Annotated in this window: 16 protein-coding genes; 7 read left to right on the plus strand and 9 right to left on the minus strand. The window is 62.7% G+C overall.

Annotation, left to right across the window (positions count from 1 at the left end; genetic code table 11):
* Positions 1-115 precede the first annotated feature (115 nt).
* Both CSQ95_RS12530 and metH read right to left on the minus strand, forming a co-directional pair.
* Entirely contained in the window at positions 116-487 is a 372-nt protein-coding gene (locus CSQ95_RS12530) for an SPW repeat protein (protein WP_099409758.1), read from the minus strand.
* 113 nt (positions 488-600) lie between these two features.
* Complete coding sequence (gene metH / locus CSQ95_RS12535; protein ID WP_180279047.1) at positions 601-4,395, minus strand: methionine synthase; 3,795 nt, start codon at positions 4,393-4,395, stop codon at positions 601-603.
* A gap of 636 nt (positions 4,396-5,031) precedes the next feature.
* Here metH and CSQ95_RS12540 point away from each other — a divergent pair.
* Entirely contained in the window at positions 5,032-7,503 is a 2,472-nt protein-coding gene (locus CSQ95_RS12540) for an IPT/TIG domain-containing protein (RefSeq protein ID WP_143449963.1), read from the plus strand.
* A gap of 144 nt (positions 7,504-7,647) precedes the next feature.
* Positions 7,648-8,055, plus strand: coding sequence for a 4-oxalocrotonate tautomerase family protein (locus CSQ95_RS12545; protein ID WP_099409760.1), 408 nt, complete (start codon positions 7,648-7,650; stop codon positions 8,053-8,055).
* Here the strand turns inward: CSQ95_RS12545 and CSQ95_RS12550 are convergent, their stop codons facing one another.
* The 3 genes from CSQ95_RS12550 to def all read right to left on the minus strand — a co-directional run bounded on the left by CSQ95_RS12550 (position 8,056) and on the right by def (position 10,581).
* Positions 8,056-8,958, minus strand: a complete 903-nt coding sequence (locus CSQ95_RS12550) for a LysR family transcriptional regulator (protein WP_099409761.1) — start codon at positions 8,956-8,958, stop codon at positions 8,056-8,058.
* A 30-nt stretch (positions 8,959-8,988) separates the two neighbouring features.
* Entirely contained in the window at positions 8,989-9,945 is a 957-nt protein-coding gene (gene fmt, locus CSQ95_RS12555; RefSeq protein ID WP_099409762.1) for a methionyl-tRNA formyltransferase, read from the minus strand.
* 93 nt (positions 9,946-10,038) lie between these two features.
* Complete coding sequence (gene def / locus CSQ95_RS12560) at positions 10,039-10,581, minus strand: peptide deformylase (RefSeq protein WP_034749294.1); 543 nt, start codon at positions 10,579-10,581, stop codon at positions 10,039-10,041.
* 306 nt (positions 10,582-10,887) lie between these two features.
* Between def and dprA the strand changes: the two genes are divergently transcribed.
* From dprA to CSQ95_RS12575, 3 genes are all read left to right on the plus strand, one after another.
* On the plus strand, positions 10,888-11,991 hold the full coding sequence (gene dprA, locus CSQ95_RS12565; protein ID WP_099409763.1) for a DNA-processing protein DprA: 1,104 nt from the start codon (positions 10,888-10,890) through the stop codon (positions 11,989-11,991).
* A gap of 94 nt (positions 11,992-12,085) precedes the next feature.
* The gene (locus CSQ95_RS12570) at positions 12,086-12,550 is read left to right on the plus strand and encodes a DUF494 family protein (RefSeq protein WP_070222738.1); all 465 of its coding nucleotides are present in this window, start codon (positions 12,086-12,088) and stop codon (positions 12,548-12,550) included.
* A 273-nt stretch (positions 12,551-12,823) separates the two neighbouring features.
* Positions 12,824-15,490, plus strand: coding sequence for a DNA topoisomerase III (locus CSQ95_RS12575; protein WP_070311033.1), 2,667 nt, complete (start codon positions 12,824-12,826; stop codon positions 15,488-15,490).
* A gap of 62 nt (positions 15,491-15,552) precedes the next feature.
* Here CSQ95_RS12575 and CSQ95_RS12580 read toward each other — a convergent pair whose 3' ends face one another.
* From CSQ95_RS12580 to CSQ95_RS12595, 4 genes are all read right to left on the minus strand, one after another.
* A complete protein-coding gene (locus CSQ95_RS12580) occupies positions 15,553-16,275 on the minus strand; it encodes a hypothetical protein (RefSeq protein WP_099409764.1) in 723 nt (240 codons plus the stop codon).
* A gap of 74 nt (positions 16,276-16,349) precedes the next feature.
* Positions 16,350-17,759 carry an alkaline phosphatase gene (locus tag CSQ95_RS12585; RefSeq protein ID WP_099409765.1) on the minus strand — a complete coding sequence of 470 codons (1,410 nt, stop codon included), beginning with the start codon at positions 17,757-17,759 and terminating at the stop codon, positions 16,350-16,352.
* 29 nt (positions 17,760-17,788) lie between these two features.
* Positions 17,789-19,240: an alkaline phosphatase gene (locus CSQ95_RS12590; protein ID WP_099409856.1), complete on the minus strand. Its 1,452-nt coding sequence runs from the start codon at positions 19,238-19,240 to the stop codon at positions 17,789-17,791.
* Positions 19,241-19,353: 113 nt separating this feature from the next.
* Entirely contained in the window at positions 19,354-20,043 is a 690-nt protein-coding gene (locus CSQ95_RS12595; RefSeq protein WP_257218040.1) for a hypothetical protein, read from the minus strand.
* 99 nt (positions 20,044-20,142) lie between these two features.
* Here CSQ95_RS12595 and CSQ95_RS12600 point away from each other — a divergent pair, with 99 nt between their 5' ends.
* Both CSQ95_RS12600 and CSQ95_RS12605 read left to right on the plus strand, forming a co-directional pair.
* Positions 20,143-21,072 (plus strand): LysR family transcriptional regulator, encoded by a 930-nt coding sequence (locus tag CSQ95_RS12600; RefSeq protein ID WP_099409766.1) that lies wholly within the window; start codon positions 20,143-20,145, stop codon positions 21,070-21,072.
* Positions 21,073-21,160: 88 nt separating this feature from the next.
* Positions 21,161-22,030 carry an MBL fold metallo-hydrolase gene (locus CSQ95_RS12605; protein WP_099409767.1) on the plus strand — a complete coding sequence of 290 codons (870 nt, stop codon included), beginning with the start codon at positions 21,161-21,163 and terminating at the stop codon, positions 22,028-22,030.
* Positions 22,031-22,032 lie beyond the last annotated feature (2 nt).

The following is a 22,032-nucleotide window of genomic DNA, read 5'->3' on the forward strand; positions in this document are numbered from 1 at the left end:
TCTTCCTTCCGCTCGCTACGGTTTTGCCAGGCGCTGAGACGTCGCGTATCTGCGGTGCTGTTCGTATTTTAAAAAGCCCTGCACGGCTTAGCCGTGACAGGGCTTTTTTACGCCGCTACGCGGCGGCGCCGGGCCAGTGCTTGTGCAGCTCGGGGTCGGTACGCAGCTCCCACAGGGCCAGCACGGCGACGGCGATACCGACGATCAGCTCGTTCCACATGACGACGCGCTGATCGGCCAGCCGCAGCACCCACGGCGAGGCGGCGACCCAGACGCCCACCAGCAGGTTGACGACGACGGCCCAGAAATAGGTCTTGTACAGATCGAAGGCGGCCAGCACGGCGATGACCAGGCCCGAAACAAAAGCGTTGAGCATCTGCGGCGAGCCTTCGGGATAGGAAAAGGCCCAGGGCGAGACGAGCAGCCACAGGCCCAGCAACAGGATCACCTGATCCTGCCAGCGTTTCAGTTTGAAATTGGTTGCCATATATCCTCCTTGCCAGTTGGGGAACGGGCCGGAGCGGGCATGCAGCATGCCGACCGGCATACTGCGTTAGTGCGCTTCGGCGCGCGATAAGTTCCGCGCGCCTTGTGCTTATATTATGACAGATTGGGCGCCAGCCAGCGTTCCACGTCCTCGATATTGGCGTCACGGCGCTTGGCCATGTCTTCCACCTGATCCATGCCGATCTTGCCGACGACGAAGTATTTCGACTCCGGATGGGCGAAATAGAAGCCGGAGACGGCCGCGCCGGGGAACATGGCATACGATTCCGTCAGCTGCATGCCGATTTCCTCGGCCTGCATGACCTCGAACATTTCTTTTTTGACCGTGTGCTCGGGGCAGGCAGGGTAGCCGGGCGCCGGACGGATGCCCACGTATTTCTCGGCGATCATGTCGTCGTTGCCCAAGTGCTCGTCCGGCACGTAGCCCCACAAATCCTTGCGCACGCGTTCGTGCAGGTACTCGGCAAACGCTTCGGCCAGGCGGTCCGCCAGGGATTTGAGCATGATGGACGAGTAATCGTCGTGCGCATCCTCGAAGCGTTTTTCATACTTTTCGATGCCCAGGCCGGACGTGACGGCAAACATGCCGATGTAATCCTTCACGCCCGACGCCTTCGGCGCAATGAAGTCGGCCAGGCACTGGTTCGGACGCTGCACGCCGTCGACCACGGGTTTGACGCCTTGCTGGCGCATGCCGTAATACGTGAACGCCACCGTACTGCGCGTATCGTCGGCGTACACCTCGATATCGTCGTCATTGACGCTGTTCGCTGGCAGCAAGGACACGACGCCATTGGCCGTCAGCCAGCGTCCGTCGATGAGTTTTTTCAGCAAGGCCTGGCCTTCCGCGTACACCTTGGTGGCCGCGTCGCCCACCACTTCATCCGTCAAGATGGCGGGGAAGGGGCCGGCCAGGTCCCAGGTCTGGAAGAACGGGCCCCAGTCGATATAGTTGGCCAGGGTGGCCAGGTCGACATTTTTAAACACGCGGCGGCCGATGAACTTCGGCTTCACGGGCGTGCACGGGCCGTCGAACGGCACGACCATCTTGTTCGCGCGCGCCTGCGCCAGCGGCAGGATGGGCAGAGCCTTCTTGTTGGCGTGCTGCTCGCGGATACGCGCATAGTCGAGTTCGATGTCTTCCACGTACTTGTCGCGCTGTTCCGGCGTCAGCAGCGATTGCGCCACGGACACGGAACGCGAAGCGTCCGGCACGTAGATGACGGGGCCTTCGTAGTTGTGCGCGATTTTCACGGCCGTGTGGGCGCGGCTGGTGGTGGCGCCGCCGATCAGCAGGGGAATCTTGAGCATGCGGAAGTGTTCGTCGCGCTGCATTTCCTTGGCAACATACGCCATTTCTTCCAGCGACGGCGTGATCAGGCCCGACAGACCGATGATGTCGGCGTTTTCCACCTTGGCGCGGGCGAGGATTTCCGAGCACGGCACCATCACGCCCATGTTGACCACTTCGAAGTTATTGCATTGCAAGACTACCGTGACGATATTCTTGCCGATGTCATGCACGTCGCCTTTCACGGTCGCCATGATGATCTTGCCCTTCGGCTTGGCGACGATGCCCGTGCGCTGCTCTTCGAGCAGCTTTTCTTCCTCGATAAATGGAATCAGATGGGCCACGGCCTGCTTCATCACGCGCGCCGATTTCACCACTTGCGGCAGGAACATCTTACCTTGGCCAAACAGGTCGCCGACCACGTCCATGCCGGCCATCAGCGGCCCCTCGATCACGTGGATGGGGCGCCCGCCATTGTGCAGCAGTTCCTGGCGCGCTTCTTCCGTGTCTTCCACGATGAATTGCGTGATGCCGTGCACGAGCGCGTGCGACAGGCGTTCCTGTACTGTTCCCTCGCGCCAGGCCAGGGTTTGCGCTTCGGCCTTGCCGCCCGCCTTCAGGGTACCGGCAAATTCGATCATGCGCTCGGTCGAGTCTTCGCGGCGGTTCAGCACCACGTCTTCCACGCGCTCGCGCAATTCCGGGTCCAGGTTGTCGTACACGCCCACCATGCCGGCGTTGACGATGCCCATGGTCATGCCGGCCTTGATGGCGTGGTACAGGAAGACGGTATGGATGGCTTCGCGGGCGGGATCGTTGCCGCGGAAACTGAAGGACACGTTCGACACGCCGCCCGAGATCTTCGCGTACGGCAGGTTTTCCTTGATCCAGCGCGTGGCGTTGATGAAGTCGACGGCGTAGTTGTTGTGTTCTTCGATGCCGGTGGCGACGGCAAAGATGTTCGGGTCGAAAATGATGTCTTCCGGCGGGAAGTCCAGCGCATCGATCAATAAATGGTATGCGCGGGCGCAAATCTCGATCTTGCGCTCGAAGGTGTCGGCTTGCCCTTTTTCATCGAAGGCCATGACGATGACGGCGGCGCCGTAGCGGCGGCACAGTTTCGCCTGGCGCAGGAATTCCTCTTCGCCTTCCTTCATGGAAATCGAGTTGACGATGGCCTTGCCCTGCACGCATTTCAGGCCCGCTTCGATGACCGACCATTTCGACGAGTCGACCATGATGGGCACGCGCGAAATATCGGGTTCCGAGGCGATCAGGTTCAGGAAACGCGTCATGGCGGCCAGCGAATCGAGCATCGCCTCGTCCATATTGATGTCGATCACTTGCGCGCCGTTTTCCACTTGCTGGCGCGCCACGGACAAGGCTTCGTCGTATTGCTCGTTGAGAATCATGCGCGCGAACGCTTTCGAGCCCGTGACGTTGGTGCGCTCGCCCACGTTGACGAACAGCGATTCGTCATTGACGACGAACGGTTCCAGGCCCGCCAGGCGCAAGTCGTGCGACGGGGCCGGCACGATGCGCGGCGTGTTTTTCGACAGCAACTCGCCGATGGCGGCGATGTGCTCTGGCGTGGTGCCGCAGCAGCCGCCCGCCATGTTCAAAAAGCCCGCGTCGGCAAATTCGCGCAGCAGGGCGGATGTGTCGGCTGGCAACTCGTCGAAGCCCGTGTCGCTCATGGGATTGGGCAAGCCCGCGTTCGGGTAGATGCAAACAAAAGTGTCGGCGATCTTGGCCAGTTCTTCCGCGTACGGGCGCATCAGGGCGGCGCCCAGCGCGCAGTTCAGGCCGATGGTCAGCGGTTTCGCGTGGCGCACGGAATTCCAGAAGGCGGGCACGGTCTGGCCCGACAGGATGCGGCCCGAGGCGTCCGTGACGGTGCCGGAAATCATCAAGGGCAGGCGCACGACGGTCGGATTCTGTTCGTAGAACAGGTCGATGGCGAACAGGGCCGCCTTGCAGTTCAAGGTATCGAAGATGGTTTCCACCAGCAGCACGTCGGCGCCGCCCTCCACCAGGCCCTGCGTCTGCTGCAGGTAGGCGGCCACCAGCTGGTCGAAACTGACGTTGCGCGCGGCCGGGTCGTTGACGTCGGGCGAGATCGAGGCCGTCTTTGGCGTGGGTCCCAGGGCGCCCGCGACGAAGCGCGGCTTGTCCGGGGTGGAATACTTGTCGCAGGCGGCGCGTGCCAGCTTGGCCGCCTGGACGTTCATTTCATAGGCCAGGTGGGCCATGTGGTAATCGTCTTGCGCGATCGTCGTGGCGCCGAAGGTATTCGTTTCGATCAGGTCGGCGCCCGCCGCCAGGTAGCGCTCGTGGATTTCCTGGATGATGTGCGGCTGCGTCAGAGTCAGCAGCTCATTGTTGCCCTTGACGAACAGTTCGCGTGCGCCGCTGTCGGCCGGTGCGGCGAAATCGATGAAGCGGCCGGCGGGACCGCCACGGTACGCTTCTTCGTCGAGCTTGTACTGCTGGATGATCGTGCCCATGGCGCCGTCGAGGATCATGATCCGCTGCGCCAGGATGGCGCGCAAGGTGGCTTCGGTCGGGGACATGGCGGGGATCACGGTATCGTTCATTTCATGCTTTCAATAGGCAAACGGGCGGCGGCGCGGCGACAAGACAGTACGAGGCGGTTGCGGGCCAGCAGGATCAGCTGACGGAGTGTGCCCGCCGGGTAGGGCAGGCAGAAGGTGGCAATCGCCTGAATCACCGGGTCTAAAATTATACGGCATCAGGCTGCTTTGGTTTTAAGCAAAAGCGGCCGTTCGCCTCGCGGCAGGCTTGCTTGCAACAGATCGGCTTGCGCCGTGCCAGATTCTGAAATGACATTCCTGAAAATCTTACTCAAAATGTTAATTCTTCCGCCAAAATTGCCAGGAAGGCACGATGTCTAGGCTGTGGAAAAATTCCCACATTATTGGCACCATAGCAGCCTGTTTTTTATGAATTGTATGGCAATAGCTGCAAAGGAAAATAATTTCGATTCAAGGCCATGTAGGTGGGGGCGAATACTTCTTAAATAAATATTTCCAGACGAATACTTTATTATTATCAAAACCAATTGAATCAAAAGCATTAATAGTTGTCTTTGGGAATCGAATTAACCGATAATATGGGTTCTTCGAAATCACATTCTCACCAAAAGTCACCAATATGTCACATTTCTCTCGTGTCCTCCCCGGCATCGCGCTGCACCAACATGGTTGCCATCCATGAAAAACCATCTGCTTGTTGCATTGTTTCTTGTGCTGGGCCTGTCCGCTTGCGGCGGTGGCGGCGGTGGTGACACGGCGGTGGCGACCACGTCGGGCAATCCTGCCGTGGTTCCTGCCGTAACGGCCGTCTCGGCGGCGAATGTCGCCGTGGGCGGCAGGCTGGTGGTGACGGGCACGAATCTGAGCCGCGTGACGGCTTTCCAGGTAGGCGGCGTGAACGTTGCCGCCAGTACCAGCAGCGACACCAGCGTGACCCTGGCTATGCCGGGCACCCCTGTGACGGGCGCCTTGAGCCTCGTCAGCGCCAGCGGCACGGCGACCACCAGTTATAACGTCAATGTGTACTTGCCGCTGAGCGTGAGCAGCATCGCGCCGGCGACGGGCGGCGTCGGTTCCAGCGTGACGATCGCGGGCGGCGGCATGGGCGCCGTGACGGCGGTGCAGTTCGGCAGTGGCGCGGCGGCAACGCCGCAAAGCCAGACGGCCGGCAGCGTGACGGTAGTGGTGCCTGCGGGCGCAGCGACAGGCGCGCTGACGGTGCGCGGTCCGTACAACGATGTGATCAGCAGCGACACGTACACGGTCCTGGCGAGCGTGGCAGTGACGTCGATCACGTCGGCTGTCAACGGCGCGACCTTGTCGGTGACGCTGCAGGGCAGCAATCTCGACCAGGTCAGCTCGGCAACGGTGGGCAGTACGCCAGCCGTCATCGTCAGCGCCAGTAGCAGCCAGCTGCTGCTGTCTGCGCCAGCGTCGGCAACGGGCAACGTGATGCTGTCGGCCGCTTCGCGCATCGCCGTGAATGCGGGCACGGTGTCGGCCTTTACCTTGGGCAGCATTGATTTCGCGCAGGTACTGAACTTGAATTCCAGCGATGCAGCCTTGCGCCTGACGCGCGGCAAGCCGGCCGCCGTGCGCGTCTCCGTGCTGGCCACGCAAACAGGCCAGACCAGCCCGGCCGTGATCTTGAATGCGACGGCCGCCAATGGCGGCAACCTGGGCAGCATCACCATGAGCGGCCCATCGGTCTTGCCGACGGTGAAAAGCGATTACAGTTTCAACGGCAATTTCAGCGCCGTCCTGCCTGCTGGCTGGATCTTGCCCGGCGTGCGCGTGCGCGTGACGGCAGTGGGCAATGACGGCGTGCAAGTGAGCCAGGAAGCGGCGCCCGTGGTGGGCAGCGCAGCGAAAATTCACCTGGTGCTGGTACCGCTGAGCACCGATGATGGTGTGGCGCAATTGCCGGACGCCGAGGTGATCCGTGCTGCACTGACGCGCGTGTATCCGTATGCGGCGGAAAATATCAGCATCACCACGCGCGCGGCGCTGAGCATGCCTGGCAGCAGCACGGCCGACAGCTGGTGGAGCGATACTCTGGGCAAGCTGGAAAACCAGCGCGCGCTGGAAGACCGCGGCGCCTATTATTATGGTTTCGTGCCGAGAATGTCTTCCACGCGCACCGCCGGCCTGGCCTACATCAACCCGACGGGCAGCAGCAATGCCTTCACGGCGGCCATTGGCCTCGATGCCAGGTTCAACAGCATTGCCTCCGTCGATCCCTTTGGCAATAGCTGGCCTGAATGGCTGACCACGCTTGTGCATGAGCTGGGCCATAACCACTCGCTGCAGCACGTCGCCTGCGGCGGTCCAGCCAGTGCGGCCACCGACTACCCGTATCCGAATGGCGAACTGGGCCCGCAACCGCTGTACAACAGCGACTATGCGGGCAGCATTGGCCAGTTGAGCAAGGCCGTGTATGGCGCTACGCCGATGAAAGACGTGATGAGCTATTGCAGCGGTGCCTGGTTCTCCGACTACAGCTATGTGCGGGTACAGCAATTCCTGGAAAGGCGCAGCACGCAGGTGACGGGCAGCAATGTGCTGGCCGCCAGCATGTCCGTGGCCGAGAATGGCTATCTGACCATTTCCGGCCGCATCACGCCGGCCGGTGTGGGGCTGCGTCCCGCCGTTGCCTCGTCTGCGCGCATCGGCCCCGCTGCCGGCGGCAGCGGCCATGCATATACCCTGCGCGTGCTGACGGCGTCGGGACAGACTATCGACTTGCCTTTTGATGGCGTTTCCGTGGCTGATCATGGCGGCAACGCCATGAGCCATTTCCGCGTCAGCTTCGCCAACCCGGGCGACATCAGCGACGTGCAAGTGCTGCAAAATGGCAAGGCTTTAGCCAAGCTGGAGCGCTCTGCGCGCCGCAGCAGGGCCGCCGCCAACGATGCCACGTTCGATGCGACACAAAGCGGCGGCAAGCTGGCGCTGGTCTGGAATGCCGATGCGGAACCCTACGCCGCCGTGCTGCACGTGGCCGCCGATGGCCGCAAGACGGTGGTCGCCAGTGACTTGACGGGTGGCAAAGCCAGCGTCGACGTCAGCGCCTTGCCGGCCGGCGGCCGTTTCGAGGTCAGCCTGTCGTCGTCCGTGGGCGCACGCCTGATGAGGGTGCAGCGCCGCTAAGCCGGCGGGCTCGATGCAACGAGGGCTTGCCGCGGCAAGCCCTTTTTTGTGTGTGGAATATGCACAGATCCTGTACCTGGCGAGGGCTGCCGTTTTACCTCCCGTCTGCCTAGAATGGGACTTCATCCACTTGCGGAGCATCCCATGCCCATTCTAAACCTGCGTTTGTCCACCACGCCCGATGCGCGTCAGTCGGCCGCCATCGCCGCCACCTTGAGCGCCTTGACGGCGCAACTGCTGCACAAGGCGCCCGAACTGACGTCGGTGGCGATCAGCCATCTTGACGCGGCGCACTGGTTTGTCGGCGGGCCATCCCTGCAGGTGCAGGGCAAGGCCAGCTTTTTCCTCGATATCCTGATCAGCGATGAAACGAATACGGCGGCGGAAAAGGCCGCGTATATCGCCGCCGTGTTCGCCGCCATGCATGAGCATCTCGGCGCCTTGCATGACGTCAGCTACATCCACGTGCACGACGCGCGCCAGGCGGCCTGGGGCTACGGCGGCTTGACGCAGCAGTTCCGCGCCGTGCGCAAGGCGCTGCAGCCGGCCTGATCAATCCCAGCGGTGATTTTGATAGTGTTGCACGGCAAAATCGACGAAGACCCTGACCTTTGGCGACAGCTGGCGGCTGTGCGGATACAGCGCGTACAAGGTGCGTGGGCGCAAGGTGTAGCCGGGCAAGACTTCCACGAGCTGGCCGCTGCGCAGCGCGTCGCGCACGATGAAGTCGGCCGCGCCGGCAATGCCCATGCCGCCCACGGCAGCCTCGCGCAGGGCCACGCTGGTATTGGCTTGCAGGCTGCCGCGCACGGCTACCTTGTGCGCGGCCCCGCCCGCATCTGTGAACGACCACTCGGCCGGCTTCTCGCCGGAGCTGTACATCAGGCAATCGTGCTGTGCCAGGTCTTGCGGCGTGGCCGGATGGCCATGGCGGGCCAGGTAGGCCGGCGAGGCGACGGCCAAGGTGCGGCTGCTGCCCAGCTGGCGCGCCACCAGGGTGGAGTCGGGCAAGCCGCGCGCCAGGCGCAGCGCCACGTCGAAGCCATCGTCGATCAGGTCGACGATGCGGTCATTGCAGACGAGATCGATGTGGATGTGCGGGTAGTGGCGCGTAAAGTCGGGCAGCCAGGCGGCCAGTTCCAGGGTGCCGAAGGCCATCGGCGCATTGATGCGCAGGCTGCCGGACGGCTGTGCCTGGTGCATGGCGACGGCGCGGTCGGCCGCATCGAGGGCGTCGAGGATGTCGCGGCTGGCCAGATAGTATTCCTGGCCGGCGGCCGTCAGGGCGAAGCGGCGCGTGGTGCGGTTGAGCAATTGGGCGCCCAGCTGGCTTTCCAGCTGGCGGATCTGGCGCGACACGATGGAGTGGGAAATGCCGAGCGCGGCGCCGGCGGCCGTGAAACTGCCCAGTTCCACGACGCGGCGCAAGGCGCGCAGGGCGGTCAGCTGGTCCATGGGCGCTTGCCGCCGGTATCGATGGCTTAATTAAACAAAACGCTTGCCTTCGAGGGGGAATCCCTTGATGAACTCGGCTGCGGGCAAGCGCTTGCCGCCCGGTTTTTGCAGTTCCGTCAGGCGCAGCGAGCCATTGCCGCAGGCCACGACGATGCCGTGCTGGGCGTCGGCCGCCAGCACCTGGCCCGGCGCTTCCTTGCTGTCCGCGTCGAGTACCTCGGCGGCCCAGATCTTGATGGTGACGCCATCGACCTGGCCGCAGGCGCCGGGAAACGGATTGAAGGCGCGGATTTTCAGGCCCAGTTCCAGCGCCGGCAAGCTGAAATCGAGCGCCGCTTCTTCCTTGGCGATCTTTGCCGCATAGGTGACGCCCGCTTCCGGCTGCGGCACCGCTTCCAGCGGCTGCTGTTGCATCTTGCGCAGGGTCTCGACGATCATCTTGCCGCCCAGTTTGGCCAATTTGTCGTGCAGGGTGGCAGTGGAGTCGCCCGCCTCGATGGGCGTGCGCTCGATGGCCAGCATGGGGCCCGTATCGAGGCCTTCTTCCATCTGCATGATGGTGACGCCCGTTTCATCGTCGCCGGCCTCGATGGCGCGGTGGATCGGCGCGGCGCCGCGCCAGCGCGGCAGCAGGGAACCGTGGATATTGATGCAGGGTTTGATGTCGAGCGTGCTGCGCGGCAAGATCAAGCCGTAGGCCGCCACCACCATCACATCGTAATCGGTGGCCAGCAGGCGCTCGTGGGCCGCTTTTGCCTCGGCGGCGCGCTGCGGGTCCTTGCTGTCCATGCGCAAGGACAGCGGTTGCAGCACGTCGATGCCGTGCTGCTGCGCGTACTGCTTCACGGCCGAGGCGTGCAGCTGCATGCCGCGACCTGCGGGGCGGTCGGGCTGGGTCAGCACCAGCGGAATCTCGAATCCCGCTTCGTGCAAGTCTTTCAGGGCCGTGGCGGCAAATTCAGGCGTGCCTGCGAAGATCACTTTCATATGGTTCCTTGACGTGAGGTGCGCAGGCCCGGGCCGGAGGCGCCAGGCTGGCGTGGTGTTACGACTATTGTTGCTTAGTCTATCAGCAGCGGCTTAGAAACGACGGTTCTGTGCGCGCAGGCTCGCTTCGCGCTCGAGACCGCGGATTTCCTTGATCATCTTGGTCTTGATGCGGTTGCGCTTGAGCGGCGACAGGTATTCGACGAATACCTTGCCCAGCAAGTGATCCATCTCATGCTGGATGCAGACGGCCAGCAAGCCATCGGCTTCCAGCTCGTACTGCTTGCCGTGGCGGTCCAGGGCGCGCACCTTGATGCGGGCCGGACGCTCGACGCCGTCATACACGCCGGGCACGGACAGACAGCCTTCGTCGTAGACCTGCTTTTCTTCGCTGGCCCAGGTGATTTCCGGGTTGATGAATACTTGCAGCTGGTTTTTTTCTTCGGTGGTGTCGATCACCATCATCTGGATATGCTCGTCCACTTGCGACGCGGCCAGGCCGACGCCCGGGGCGTCGTACATGGTTTCGGCCATGTCGTCGATCAGGGTTTGCAGGCGTGCGTCAAATTCGGTGACGGGCTTGGCGATCGTGTGCAGGCGAGGATCGGGGTAACGCAGGATATTTAATATGGACATACGGATTCGACTGGTTAAGGTGGGCGCCGGTGCGCCGGATTATTCATGCCTGGGCCATGCGAACGATGGCAGGGCTATTTTATTTTTGAGTACGCTACGGTTGGGCGCGTGTGGCGCAACGGCGCGGCAGATGCGTTTGCCAGTGCGCTATTCGTTTGCTGCAAAGGGAAATTTTATCACAGACGCCCATGGCCCTGTGGACGGCGGGCCGTTTTGCGGCGTCATTGCACGCATCCTTGCGCGCGTCGGTATCGCGTGCGCGCCATGGCGCTAGCATGGGATGCCACAGTACATAACGAGGTTGTCATGCATGCACTTGCAACGATGGCGGACACGGCCACGGAACTGGCGGGCTGGCTGCGCCTCCAGCATCTGCCCGGTGTGGGGCCGGTGACGGCGCGCGCCTTGCTGGCCCGCTTCGGCTTGCCGCCGCAAATCTTTGCCACGCCGTTCGACATCCTGCGCGAGGTAGTGCCGGCCAGCGTGGCGCGCGCCATCGTGCAGCCGCCCAAGCCGGTGGCCAACAGCCAGCTGGCGCTGACCCTGCAATGGCTGCAGCGGCCCGGCAATACCGTGCTGACCCTGGCCGATGCCGCGTATCCGCCCCTGCTGCTGGAAATCGCCGATCCGCCGCTGTTGTTATATGTGCGGGGACGGGCGGAACTGCTGTCGCGTCCGGGCGTGGCCATCATCGGCAGCCGCAATGCCAGCGCGCAAGGCATGCAGAACGCGGCCGCCTTTGCGCAAGCGCTGAGCGCGGCAGGCTTGACCATCATTTCAGGGCTGGCGCTCGGTATCGACACGCACGCGCACGAGGGCGGCTTGCGCGGCGCGGGCGCCACCGTCGCCGTGATCGGCACGGGCGCCGATTTGGTGTATCCACGCCGCAACGTTGATCTGGCGCAAAGAATTGCCGAACAGGGCTGCATCGTCAGCGAGTACGCGCTAGGGCTGCCTGCCATGCCGGGGAATTTTCCGCGCCGCAACCGCCTGATCAGCGGCCTGGCGCGCGGCGTGCTGGTGATCGAGGCGGCGGCCCAGTCGGGTTCCCTGATCACGGCGCGCCTGGCGGGCGAGCAGGGGCGCGACGTGTATGCCTTGCCCGGCTCCATCCATGCGACTTTGGCCAAGGGTTGCCATGCACTCATCAAGCAGGGTGCCAAGCTGGTCGAATCGGCCGATGACGTGCTGCAAGAGCTGCAGTGGCTGGGCGGCGTCCCCGGAGTGCCGGCCGCGGTGGAGGACGAACCGCCGCTGCTGGCCGCGCTGGGCCACGATCCCCACGATGCCGATACCCTGGCCGCGCGCAGCGGCCTGGCCATGGGCGCGCTGATGGGGCAATTGCTGGCGCTGGAGCTGGCGGGCCGGGTCGAACGCTTGCCGGGAGGACTGTTTCAACGCTGCAAATGACAGCTTGTCACTTGTGTGGCGGCCTTGCCGCACGGGCGCGCTTTGTCTGCGCGCACCCTTGTGTCTTAGCGAGCTTAGCTGCTAGAGTAGAGCCATGTTCGATATCCTGGTGTACCTCTACGAGACTTACTATCGCCCCGATGCCTGCCCCGAGCCGGCAGTCCTGGCGCGCAAACTGTCGGCCGTCGGTTTCGACGACGTGGAGATTTCCGAAGCGCTCGTGTGGCTGACGGACTTGAACGCCATGGCCGGCGCCGAACAAACCCTGACGGCCAGTTCCACGGGCACGCGCTTCTATGTGCAGCAGGAAAGCGACGTGCTGGGCACGGCCGCCATCGGCTTCATCCAGTTCCTGGAAAGTGCCAAGGTGCTCTCGCCGCTGCAGCGCGAAATCGTCATCGAACGGGCGCTGGCGCTCGACGAGGCGCCCGTGTCGCTGGGCAAGCTGAAAGTCATCGTGCTGATGCTGTTGTGGAGCCAGGGCAAGGAGCCGGACGCCTTGATGTTCGACGACTTGTTTGTCGACGACGAAGATCTCCCGCCGCGCCTGCTGCACTAGTAGATAAACGCCCCTGGCCGCACCTGGCGCCGCTGCCGCGCCATCTCCCTTACTATATGCTGCGGCACCGCGCACGCCGGCCCATTGTGTTTGCGCCTGCGCATTCTTGCTTGCAGATAACTTGCCGAATTCTTCAATAGGCGCTTATCATTGGCCGCTTGACAAGACCACAAGTCACAAGGCCTTGCGCAGACAAAAGCGTCGGCGCCTGGCAATGCACTGTATGATGCGCATGCTGAAACTATCCTAGAGCATTTTTCGAGACCAAAAAATATGACAAAAACCCTCATCATCGCCGAGAAGCCTTCTGTCGCGAACGATATCGCGAAGACGCTTGGCGGCTTCACCAAGCACGATGAGTACTTTGAATCGGATGAATACGTCCTGTCGTCGGCGGTCGGCCACTTGCTGGAGATCGCCGTACCGGAAGAATTCGACGTGAAGCGCGGCAAATGGAGTTTCGCGCACTTGCCGATGATTCCACCGTATTTCGCGCTCAATCCCATCCCGAAGACGGAAGCGCGCCTCAAAGTATTAAACAAGCTGATCAAACGTAAAGACGTTTCCACCCTCATCAACGCATGCGATGCGGGGCGCGAAGGCGAGCTGATTTTCCGCCTGATCGCGCAAAACGCCAAGGCCAAGCAACCGGTCAAGCGTCTGTGGCTGCAGTCGATGACGCCGGGCGCCATCCGCGACGGTTTTGCGCACCTGCGCAGCGACGAAGAAATGCTGCCGCTGGCCGACGCGGCCCGCTGCCGTTCGGAAGCCGATTGGTTGATCGGCATCAATGGCACGCGCGCCATGACGGCGTTTAATTCGAAAGAAGGCGGTTTTTACCTGACCACCGTGGGCCGCGTGCAGACGCCGACCCTGTCCATCGTCGTCGAACGCGAAGACAAAATCAAGAAATTCGTGCCGCGCGACTTCTGGGAAGTGCGCGCCGAATTCGTCTGCGCGGCCGGCATCTATGAAGGCCGCTGGCTCGACACGAAGTTCAAGAAGGACGAGAACGACCCCGAGAAGCGCGCAGAGCGCCTGTGGAGCAAGACGGCTGCCGACTCGATCGCCACCGCCTGCCGCGGCCGCCAAGGCATCGTCACGGAAGAATCGAAACCGACCACCTCGATGGCGCCGGGCCTGTTCGACCTGACCAGCCTGCAGCGCGAAGCGAACTCGCGTTTCGGTTTCTCCGCCAAGAATACGCTGGGCCTGGCACAGGCGCTGTATGAAAAGCACAAGGTCTTGACGTATCCGCGTACCGATTCGCGCCACCTGCCGGAAGACTACATGCCGACCGTGCTGCAGGCGCTGGAAACGGTCAAGGAAAACAGCAACTACCACCAGTTCGCCAAGCAGATCATCGACAAGGGCTGGGTCAAGCCGAACAAGCGCATCTTCGACAACACGAAGATCTCGGATCACTTCGCCATCATCCCGACGACGATCGCGCCAAAGAACTTGTCCGAGCCGGAACAGAAGCTGTACGACCTGGTCACGCGCCGCTTCATGGCCGTGTTCTTCCCGCCTGCGGAATTCCAAGTCACCACGCGCTATACGGAAGTGTCCGGCCATCAGTTCAAGACTGAAGGCAAGGTCATGACCAATCCGGGCTGGCTGGCCATCTACGGCAAGGAAGCGTCGACGGACGCCGACAAGGAAAGCAATGGCAACGGCAACCTGGTCCCCGTGGCCAAGGGCGAGAAAGTGCAGACGGAAAGCGTCAGCGCCAACGGCCTGGTGACGAAGCCGCCCGCGCGCTTCACGGAGGCGACCTTGCTGTCGGCCATGGAAGGCGCCGGCAAGCTGATCGACGACGACGAGCTGCGCGACGCGATGGCCGGCAAGGGCCTCGGCACGCCAGCGACGCGCGCGGCCACCATCGAGGGCTTGCTGACGGAACGCTATCTGATCCGCGAAGGCCGCGAACTGATTCCGACGGCCAAGGCGTCGCAGCTGATGACTTTGCTCAAAGGCCTGGGCGTCAACGAATTGACGGCACCGGAGCTGACGGGCGAGTGGGAATACAAGCTGTCGCAGATGGAAAAAGGCAAGATTTCGCGCGAAGAATTCATGCGCGAAATTGCGCAGATGACGCAAATCATCGTCAAGCGCGCCAAGGAATACGATAACGACACGATTCCCGGCGACTACGCGACCCTGGAAACGCCATGCCCGAATTGCGGCGGCGTGGTGAAGGAAAACTACCGTCGTTTCGCCTGCACCAAGTGCGAATTCTCGATGAGCAAGACGCCGGGTTCGCGCCAGTTTGAAATCGCCGAAGTGGAGCAATTGCTGAAGGACCGCACCATTGGCCCGCTGCAAGGCTTCCGCTCGAAGATGGGCCGTCCGTTCGCCGCCATCCTGCGCATCGTGCGCGATGAAGAGATCAAGAATTTCAAGCTGGAATTCGATTTCGGCCAGAACGACGAGAGCGAAGATGGCGAAGGCGTCGATTTCACGGGCCAGACGCCCGTGGGACCGTGCCCCAAGTGCAATGCCGGCGTGTACGAAATGGGCCTGGCCTACGTGTGCGAACACAGCGTAGCCAAGCCGAAGACGTGCGATTTCCGCAGCGGCCGCATCATCTTGCAGCAGGAAATCTTGCCGGAACAAATGGCAAAACTGCTCAACGATGGCAAGACGGACTTGCTGCCGGGCTTCGTATCGCAGCGCACGCGCCGTCCGTTCAAGGCTTTCCTCGTACGGGGCAAGGATGGCAAGGTGAGCTTCGAGTTTGAAGAGCGCAAGGCCAAGCCGGGTGCGAAGACAAAGGCTGCAGCTGCCGAGGTCGAAGGCGAAGAAGGCGCGGCGCCAGCGAAGAAAACGGCCGTCAAGAAAGCGGCAGCCGTCAAAAAGGCACCGGCCAAGAAGGCCACGGCCGTGAAAAAGCCGGCCGCCAAGAAGGCGCCGGCGAAGAAGGCGGCAACGGCCGAGTAATCGGACGCCAGCCAGACAAAAGCCAGGGATTTCCCTGGCTTTTTTTATGTCCCGAGGCTGGCTTAGTCCAGGTAGTCGGAGTACTCGCGCTGCGCGTAATTCTGCAAATTCGCCCACGGCTGCGCCTTGCTGACGGTCGGCTGCAGCTTGACGTCGACCCGGCGATAGAAGGTATTCGCGCGGTCGCCGCTTTCGATGATCAGGGGAATCTGTTTTTGCTCGTCCCACAGGATGCGCTGGAACACGCCATTCTTTTCCACTTCGCGCCAGCGCGCACCCGTCACGTTCGATGCCTGTTTCGACAGCGGCATGGCGGCCACCAGCTTCGGATCCAGCAGATAAAAACTGTTTTCCCAGGAGCCGTCGAAATTGACGTTTTCGTACTCGGCCTTGGGAATCGAGACGACGATCTTGTCGTGCGCATCGATGTATTCCACGCGCACGGTGTTCTTTTCCAGCATCACGTGGCGCGGGATCAGCACGGGATTGAAGTGCTTGTGTTCATGCTGCGTGGCTTTCAGTGCCACTTTGGTGTTTTCGCCATGCTTGTGGCCCGCATGCGCGTCCGTCGACGGCGCCAGCACGCGCTCGACCCACACGTGGCCGGGGCGGCGCAGCATCTTTTCTTCGTAGCGGCTTTCGCGCGTCACGCCTTCCGGCGTCAGGACGCGGCTGTAATAGGTGATGCCCAGGTCCAGGTCGGCAGGAGCAGCAGCGGTGGGGGCGGCTTGGGCGCTGGCGGCAAAGCCGGCGGCCAGGAGGACGGCGATCAGGGACGATTTCATGGTGTAGCCTTTACGTGCAGAGGGGCGGAGGGCCTACGCCATCCGCCCCGGTGGGGTTGCCGTGTTGATGTGGATCAGAAGCCGAAGGCCGCCTTCAGCAAGTCGAACACCTTGGTGTTGTCCAGGGTACCCTTGAAGGACTTGGCGCCGGCGCCTGTGGCCAGCAGCTTGACGTCGCCGCCGCCGTGGGTTTCGCTGGCCAGGCGCACGCCTGTTTCTTGCAGGTAATTGTCTTTCAGCGCCGTGGCGCTGTCGACGTTGCTGCGCAGGTCAGGGCGGTTCGGGCCATTGCCGAATACCAAAGTGGTGTAGGTGTTGCCATCGGCATCCTTGCTTGGCTGGTTATCCTTGTAGCCGCGGTTGATGTCGAGGATATTGTTGCCGCGCTTGCCGTAGCCGTTGAAGGCCAGGGTGTGGTCATGGTCGGCCGTGACGACGATCAGGGTATTGGCCAGGGTCGGATCGGTTTCCTTGATCTTGGCGATGGCCGCCTTGATGGCGTCGTCGAAGGCGATGGTGTCCGTCAGCGCGCGCTTGGCATTGATGCCGTGCAAGGCGTGGTCGATGCGGCCGCCTTCGACCATCAGGAAGTAGCCGTTCGTGTTTTTCGACAGCAAGTCGATGGCTTTGAGCGTCATTTCCGACAGGCTAGGCTGGGTCGCGCCTTCGCCCAGCGGCGGCGTGGCCGTGCGGTCCAGTTCATATTCGAGGTGGCTGCGGGTGCTGTACAGGCCGATGAATTTCTTGCCGCTCGGCGCTGCCGCCATTTCCGTCTTGTTGGCGGCCACGGTGTAGCCCTTGGCGGCAAATTCCGTCAGCAGGTTGCGGCCATCGGCGCGGCCATATTTGTTGCTGGCCGACCAAGGCGTGAAATGGTTGCGGCCGCCACCCATCAGCACGTCGACGCCGTCGCCCAGGGCTGCGTTGTAGCCGGCGCCGCCGGGTGTCGCTTGCGCGGCGATCGCGTATTGCGCATTGCGGTTGCAGATGTGCGAGAACGTCGTCGCCGGCGTGGCGTGCGTCAGTTCCGTGGTGGTGATGGCGCCCACGGCCTTGCCCTTGGCTTTCGCCAGTTCCAGGATGGTCGGCACGCTCTTGCCGCCGGCCGGGCAGTTGTCCACGCCCAGGTTGCCGTTGGCGTCGCGGCCGGGTTCTTTGGCGATCGTATCCTGCGCCATCGAGATGACTTCATTGTTCATCTTGACGCCGGTCATGTAGGCGGCCATCGATGGCGCGCTGTCCGTCGTTTGCGCATCGTTCGAGAACGTCTTGATGCGCGCCGTGCGTTCCAGCGTATCCATGGTCAGGCTGCCGTCTTCCTTGTACTGGTAGATGCGCGCGGCCGTCACGACGGACGGGCCCATGCCGTCGCCGAGGAAGAAGATGACGTTCTTCGCGTCGGCGGCGTAGGCGCTGGCGACGCTGGCGGCCACGAGCGTGGTCAGCAAGGAGAGTTTCAGGGCGGGTTTCAATGCGAGTTTCATGTGCTTGTCCAATTCTTGTCTCTTGGGGATTACAGACCGCCGGCGGTCTTGACCAGGCCGAATACTTTGGTGTTGTCGATGGTGCCCAGGAAGGTTTCCGAACCCTTGCCGATGGCGCCCAGGAAGACGTCGGTGCCGCCGTGGGTCTCATTGCCTGCCGTGGTGCGGATCACCGCTTCCTGGTGGTAGGTATTGGCGCTGGTGACGGTTTCATCGAGGCTGGCCATGGCGGCGCGGCTAGATTGCGTGCGGTTTTCGCCATTGCCGAAGCCGATGATCGAATACGGTGCGCCGTCCAGGTCTTTCTCGACCGCGCCGGTGACGTAGTTCTTCACCACGCCCAGCACGCCAGGGTTGCCGGCAGCCGTCTTGCCCGTGCGCTTGGCGTAGCCGTTCAGTACCAGGGTGTGGTCATGGTCGGCCGTGACGACGATCAGGGTATTGGCCAGGGTCGGATCGGTGAGCTTGGCTTTTTCGATGGCAGCCTTGATGGCGTTGTCGAACGCGACCGTGTCTTGCAGCGCTTTCTTGGCCGTCGTTTCGTGCAGCGCATGGTCGATGCGGCCGCCTTCGACCATCAGGAAGTAACCCTTCTTGTTCTTGGCCAGCACGTCCATGGCTTTGGTGGTCATTTCCGCCAGGCTCGGCTCCTTGGCCGCATCGCGGTCCAGGTCGTAGCTCATGTGGCTGGAAGTGAACACGCCGAACAAACGGTCCGTCTTGGCCGGATCGACGGCCTTGAAGTCGGTGGCGTTGTTGGCGACCGTGTAGCTCTTCGCTTTCAGTTCGGCCACCAGGTCGCGGTCGTCGGAACGCTTGCCGCCGCTCTTGAATGGCGTAAAGAATTGCGCGCCGCCACCGAGGACCACTTCCAGGCCGGTGGTGCCCAGGGCGCTGTTGTAGCCCGTGCCGCCCGGCACCAGGGCCGCGGCGATATCGTTTTCCAGGTCGCGGTGGCAGATGTGCGCGTAGGTCGCGGCCGGCGTGGCGTGCGTCACGCGCGCCGTGCTGACGACGCCGGCGGCAAAGCCCTTGGCCTTGGCCAGTTCCAGCAGGGTGGTGGCGGGCGTGCCGTTGCCGGTGCCGCATTTGTTGACCAGCTTGTTGCCGTTTGCATCCGTGCCTGGATCGATGGCGACCGTGTTGGCCGACATGGAAATGACTTCATTGTTCATCTTGACACCGGTCATGTAGGCGGCCATCGATGGCGCGCTGTCGGTCACTTGCGCGTCGTTCGAGAACGTCTTGACGAAGGCCGTTTCCGGCAGGGTGTCCATGGTCAGCGAACCGTCTTCGCCCACCGAATAGATGCGCGCGGCCGTCATGGTGGTCAGGCCCATGCCATCGCCGAGGAAGAAAATGACGTTTTTCGGCGGCGCTTCAGCCACTACCTCTTCTTTTTTTGCATCGCTGCCGCAGGCGGCCAGCATCAGGGTGATGGCGACGCTGCAGCCAGCGACGGAAATTTTTCTGCGTGTCATGTGGTTCATCCGGCTAGGTTTGAAAGAGCTAGCAAGATAACAATTCAATGTGACACCCTCATGACGCTGTGACACATTCGACACGCCGATGCGCATCCGCCTGGCGTGTTGTTTTAGCGCACGTCCTCGGTGGAAAAGTACACCGTGCCGCACAAGCGGGCCGTTTTTCCCAGCTGCGCGCGCAAGGCCGTTTGCAAGCTGGCGGCCGGAGTTTCCTGCACGCCCCGCTTGGCCGCCACGATGTCGCCATGCGGCGCCTGCGCAGGACTGGTCCAGGCGACGATATGTTCGAAATCGGGGCGGCTGTCGATGCGCTTGACGAGGAAGCGCTGCGTGCCGTCACCCACCTGCAGGTAGCGCGCGCGGGCGTGCGCGGCGGGTGCCGGCGACAGCTGGCGCATCAGCAGGACGCGCTCGACGATGATGGCGGCAGCGCCGTAACCAGGTTCGGCTTTTCCAGCCTTCTCGAAGTGTCCGCGCACCACCGTCGCGCGGAACTGGCGCAGCGGCAGCGGTGCGGCGGGCAGCAAGCGCGCCAGCTCGAAATGTTCCGGTTCGAGGGTCCACAGCGCCGTATGGCCATCGAGCTGCTGGCGCAGCCGCGCATCGAGGGCGGGGTCGGCCAGCCGCACTTGCAGCACCACCTGGTAATCGTGCGGCGCATGGAACATCGGCAGGTGCGAGGCATACAGCCCTTGCTTGCCGCCAAACAGTACCATGCCGTGCAGGCCCCAGGTCAGGGGCGCGGCGTGGGCGAGGCTGGAAACGAGCAGGAGGATGAAAAGGAAAAGTGGACGCAGCATGGATGGACTCGGTAATGGGGGATGCCAGGATATTAGAGGCGGGATCATGGACAGTACAGCAACCATTTTTCACCTTTCGTGTCCCATTTGGAAACTATCATGAACATGAGCCTTGCCGACCTGCGCGTGTTTTGCAGCGCCGCGCGCCAGCCGACCCTGGGAGAGGCGGCGCTGGAATTGCACCTGACGCCATCGGCCGTGTCGAAAGCCTTGCGCCGCCTGGAGGGGGGTATGGGCGCGCCCCTGTTTGACCGGAGCGGCAAGCAATTGCTGCTCAACGACAGCGGCCGTTTGCTGCTCGAGCGTGCGCGCACCTTGCTGGCGCTGGCCGAACAGGCGCGCCTGGACGTGATGGGCGAGCGGGGCGCCGTCGATGGCCGCGTCGCCGGCCCGGCCCTGCTGCTGTGGCGCCATGCGGCAGCGCTGGCCTCGGCGCTGGACGCCTATCCGCACGCCAGCCTGCGCCTGCTGCCCGTTTTCGAGGATGCGGCGCTGGCGGCCCTGGCGCGGGGCGATTGCCATGCGGCACTGGTGACGCAGGACGCCATCGCCCAGCGCGGCGCCGACTGGCCTGCCACGTGGCAATGCACGGCGCTGGGCAGCATGCGCATGCTGCTGGCGGCCGGGCGCTCGCACCTGCTGGCGCACGGCGTGCCGGCAGCGTCCGCATCCGTGGCATGCGCGATGGATGACGTCTTGCCGCATACGTTTGCCAGTCCCACGCATTCGCTGCTGTGCGGCGAGGAGCGGGGCCGCCATGCCGATGGCTGGCGTGGCGCCAACGCACGTACCATCCGCTACTGGAGCGACGATGTGCAGCTGCTGCTGGGCTATGTGCAGTCCGGCCGGGCGCTGGCCTACCTGCCTGACTTCGCCGTGCGCGCACACGATTTGCTGCAGGTCGAGCTGGCTGGCAGCGTCGATTGCAGCGAACACATCCTGTTCGTGTGGGATGGCGCGCTGGCGGGGCAATGGCTGCACGCGGTGGCCGAGAAATTGTCGATTGCATCGGGGATTAAATCGAAATGAGCAACAAACTATTGCGTTTTAACGGGTTTTTCTACCGAATCAAGCAACGTAAGATGCCGTCATCCCAATCATTTTGTGAAGGCAGATCATGTTCTCCAAATCCATCCGCAGCGTTCTTGTTTCCACCCTGTTTGCCGCCGGCGCCGCTTCTGCCGCCGCCAGCGCTCCCTTGAGCCTGGAAGTATTCAACCCGGGCGAAGCGGCGATTTTCCCCGTCGCTTCCGTGCTGGTGGCGGGCAAGCATGACGCCGTGCTGATCGATGCGCAGTTTTCGCGCGCCGAAGCGCAAAAGCTGGTGGAAAAGATCCGCGCCAGCGGCAAGAAACTGACGACTGTGTACATTAGCCACAGCGACCCCGATTTTTACTTTGGCCTCGACGTGATCAAGGCGGCTTTCCCGCAGGCAAAGATCGTCGCCACGCCGGAAACCGTCGCGGAAATCCGCCGCAAGGCTGACGCCAAGGTCGCCTACTGGGGCCCGATTTTGAAGGACAATGCGCCGCACGGCATCGTCATTCCCGAAGCATTGAAAGGCAAGCGCATCAGCCTGGAAGGCCAGTCGCTGGACATCGCCGGCCCGACGCCAGCGCGCACCTATGTGTGGATTCCATCGATCAAGGCCGTCGTCGGCGGCGTCGTGCTGTTTGGCAACTTGCACGTGTGGACGGCCGATACGCAAAGCCTGCAATCGCGCCAGGACTGGCTCAAGACCCTCGACGGCATCGCGGCGCTGAAACCCGTTACCGTCGTGCCTGGCCACTTCAAGGTCGGTTCGCCCCTGACGCCCGACAGCATCGGCTTTACGCGCGACTACCTGGTGACGTTTGAAGCGGAAACGGCCAAGGCCGCCAACTCGGCCGCCCTGATCGCCGCCATGAAACAGCACTACCCGCAACTCGGCCTCGATGGTGCTTTAGAAACGAGCGCCAAGGTGGCAAAGGGTGAAATGAAATGGTAAGC

This window comes from Janthinobacterium sp. BJB304 (genome assembly GCF_002735765.1).
GTDB lineage: Bacteria > Pseudomonadota > Gammaproteobacteria > Burkholderiales > Burkholderiaceae_D > Janthinobacterium.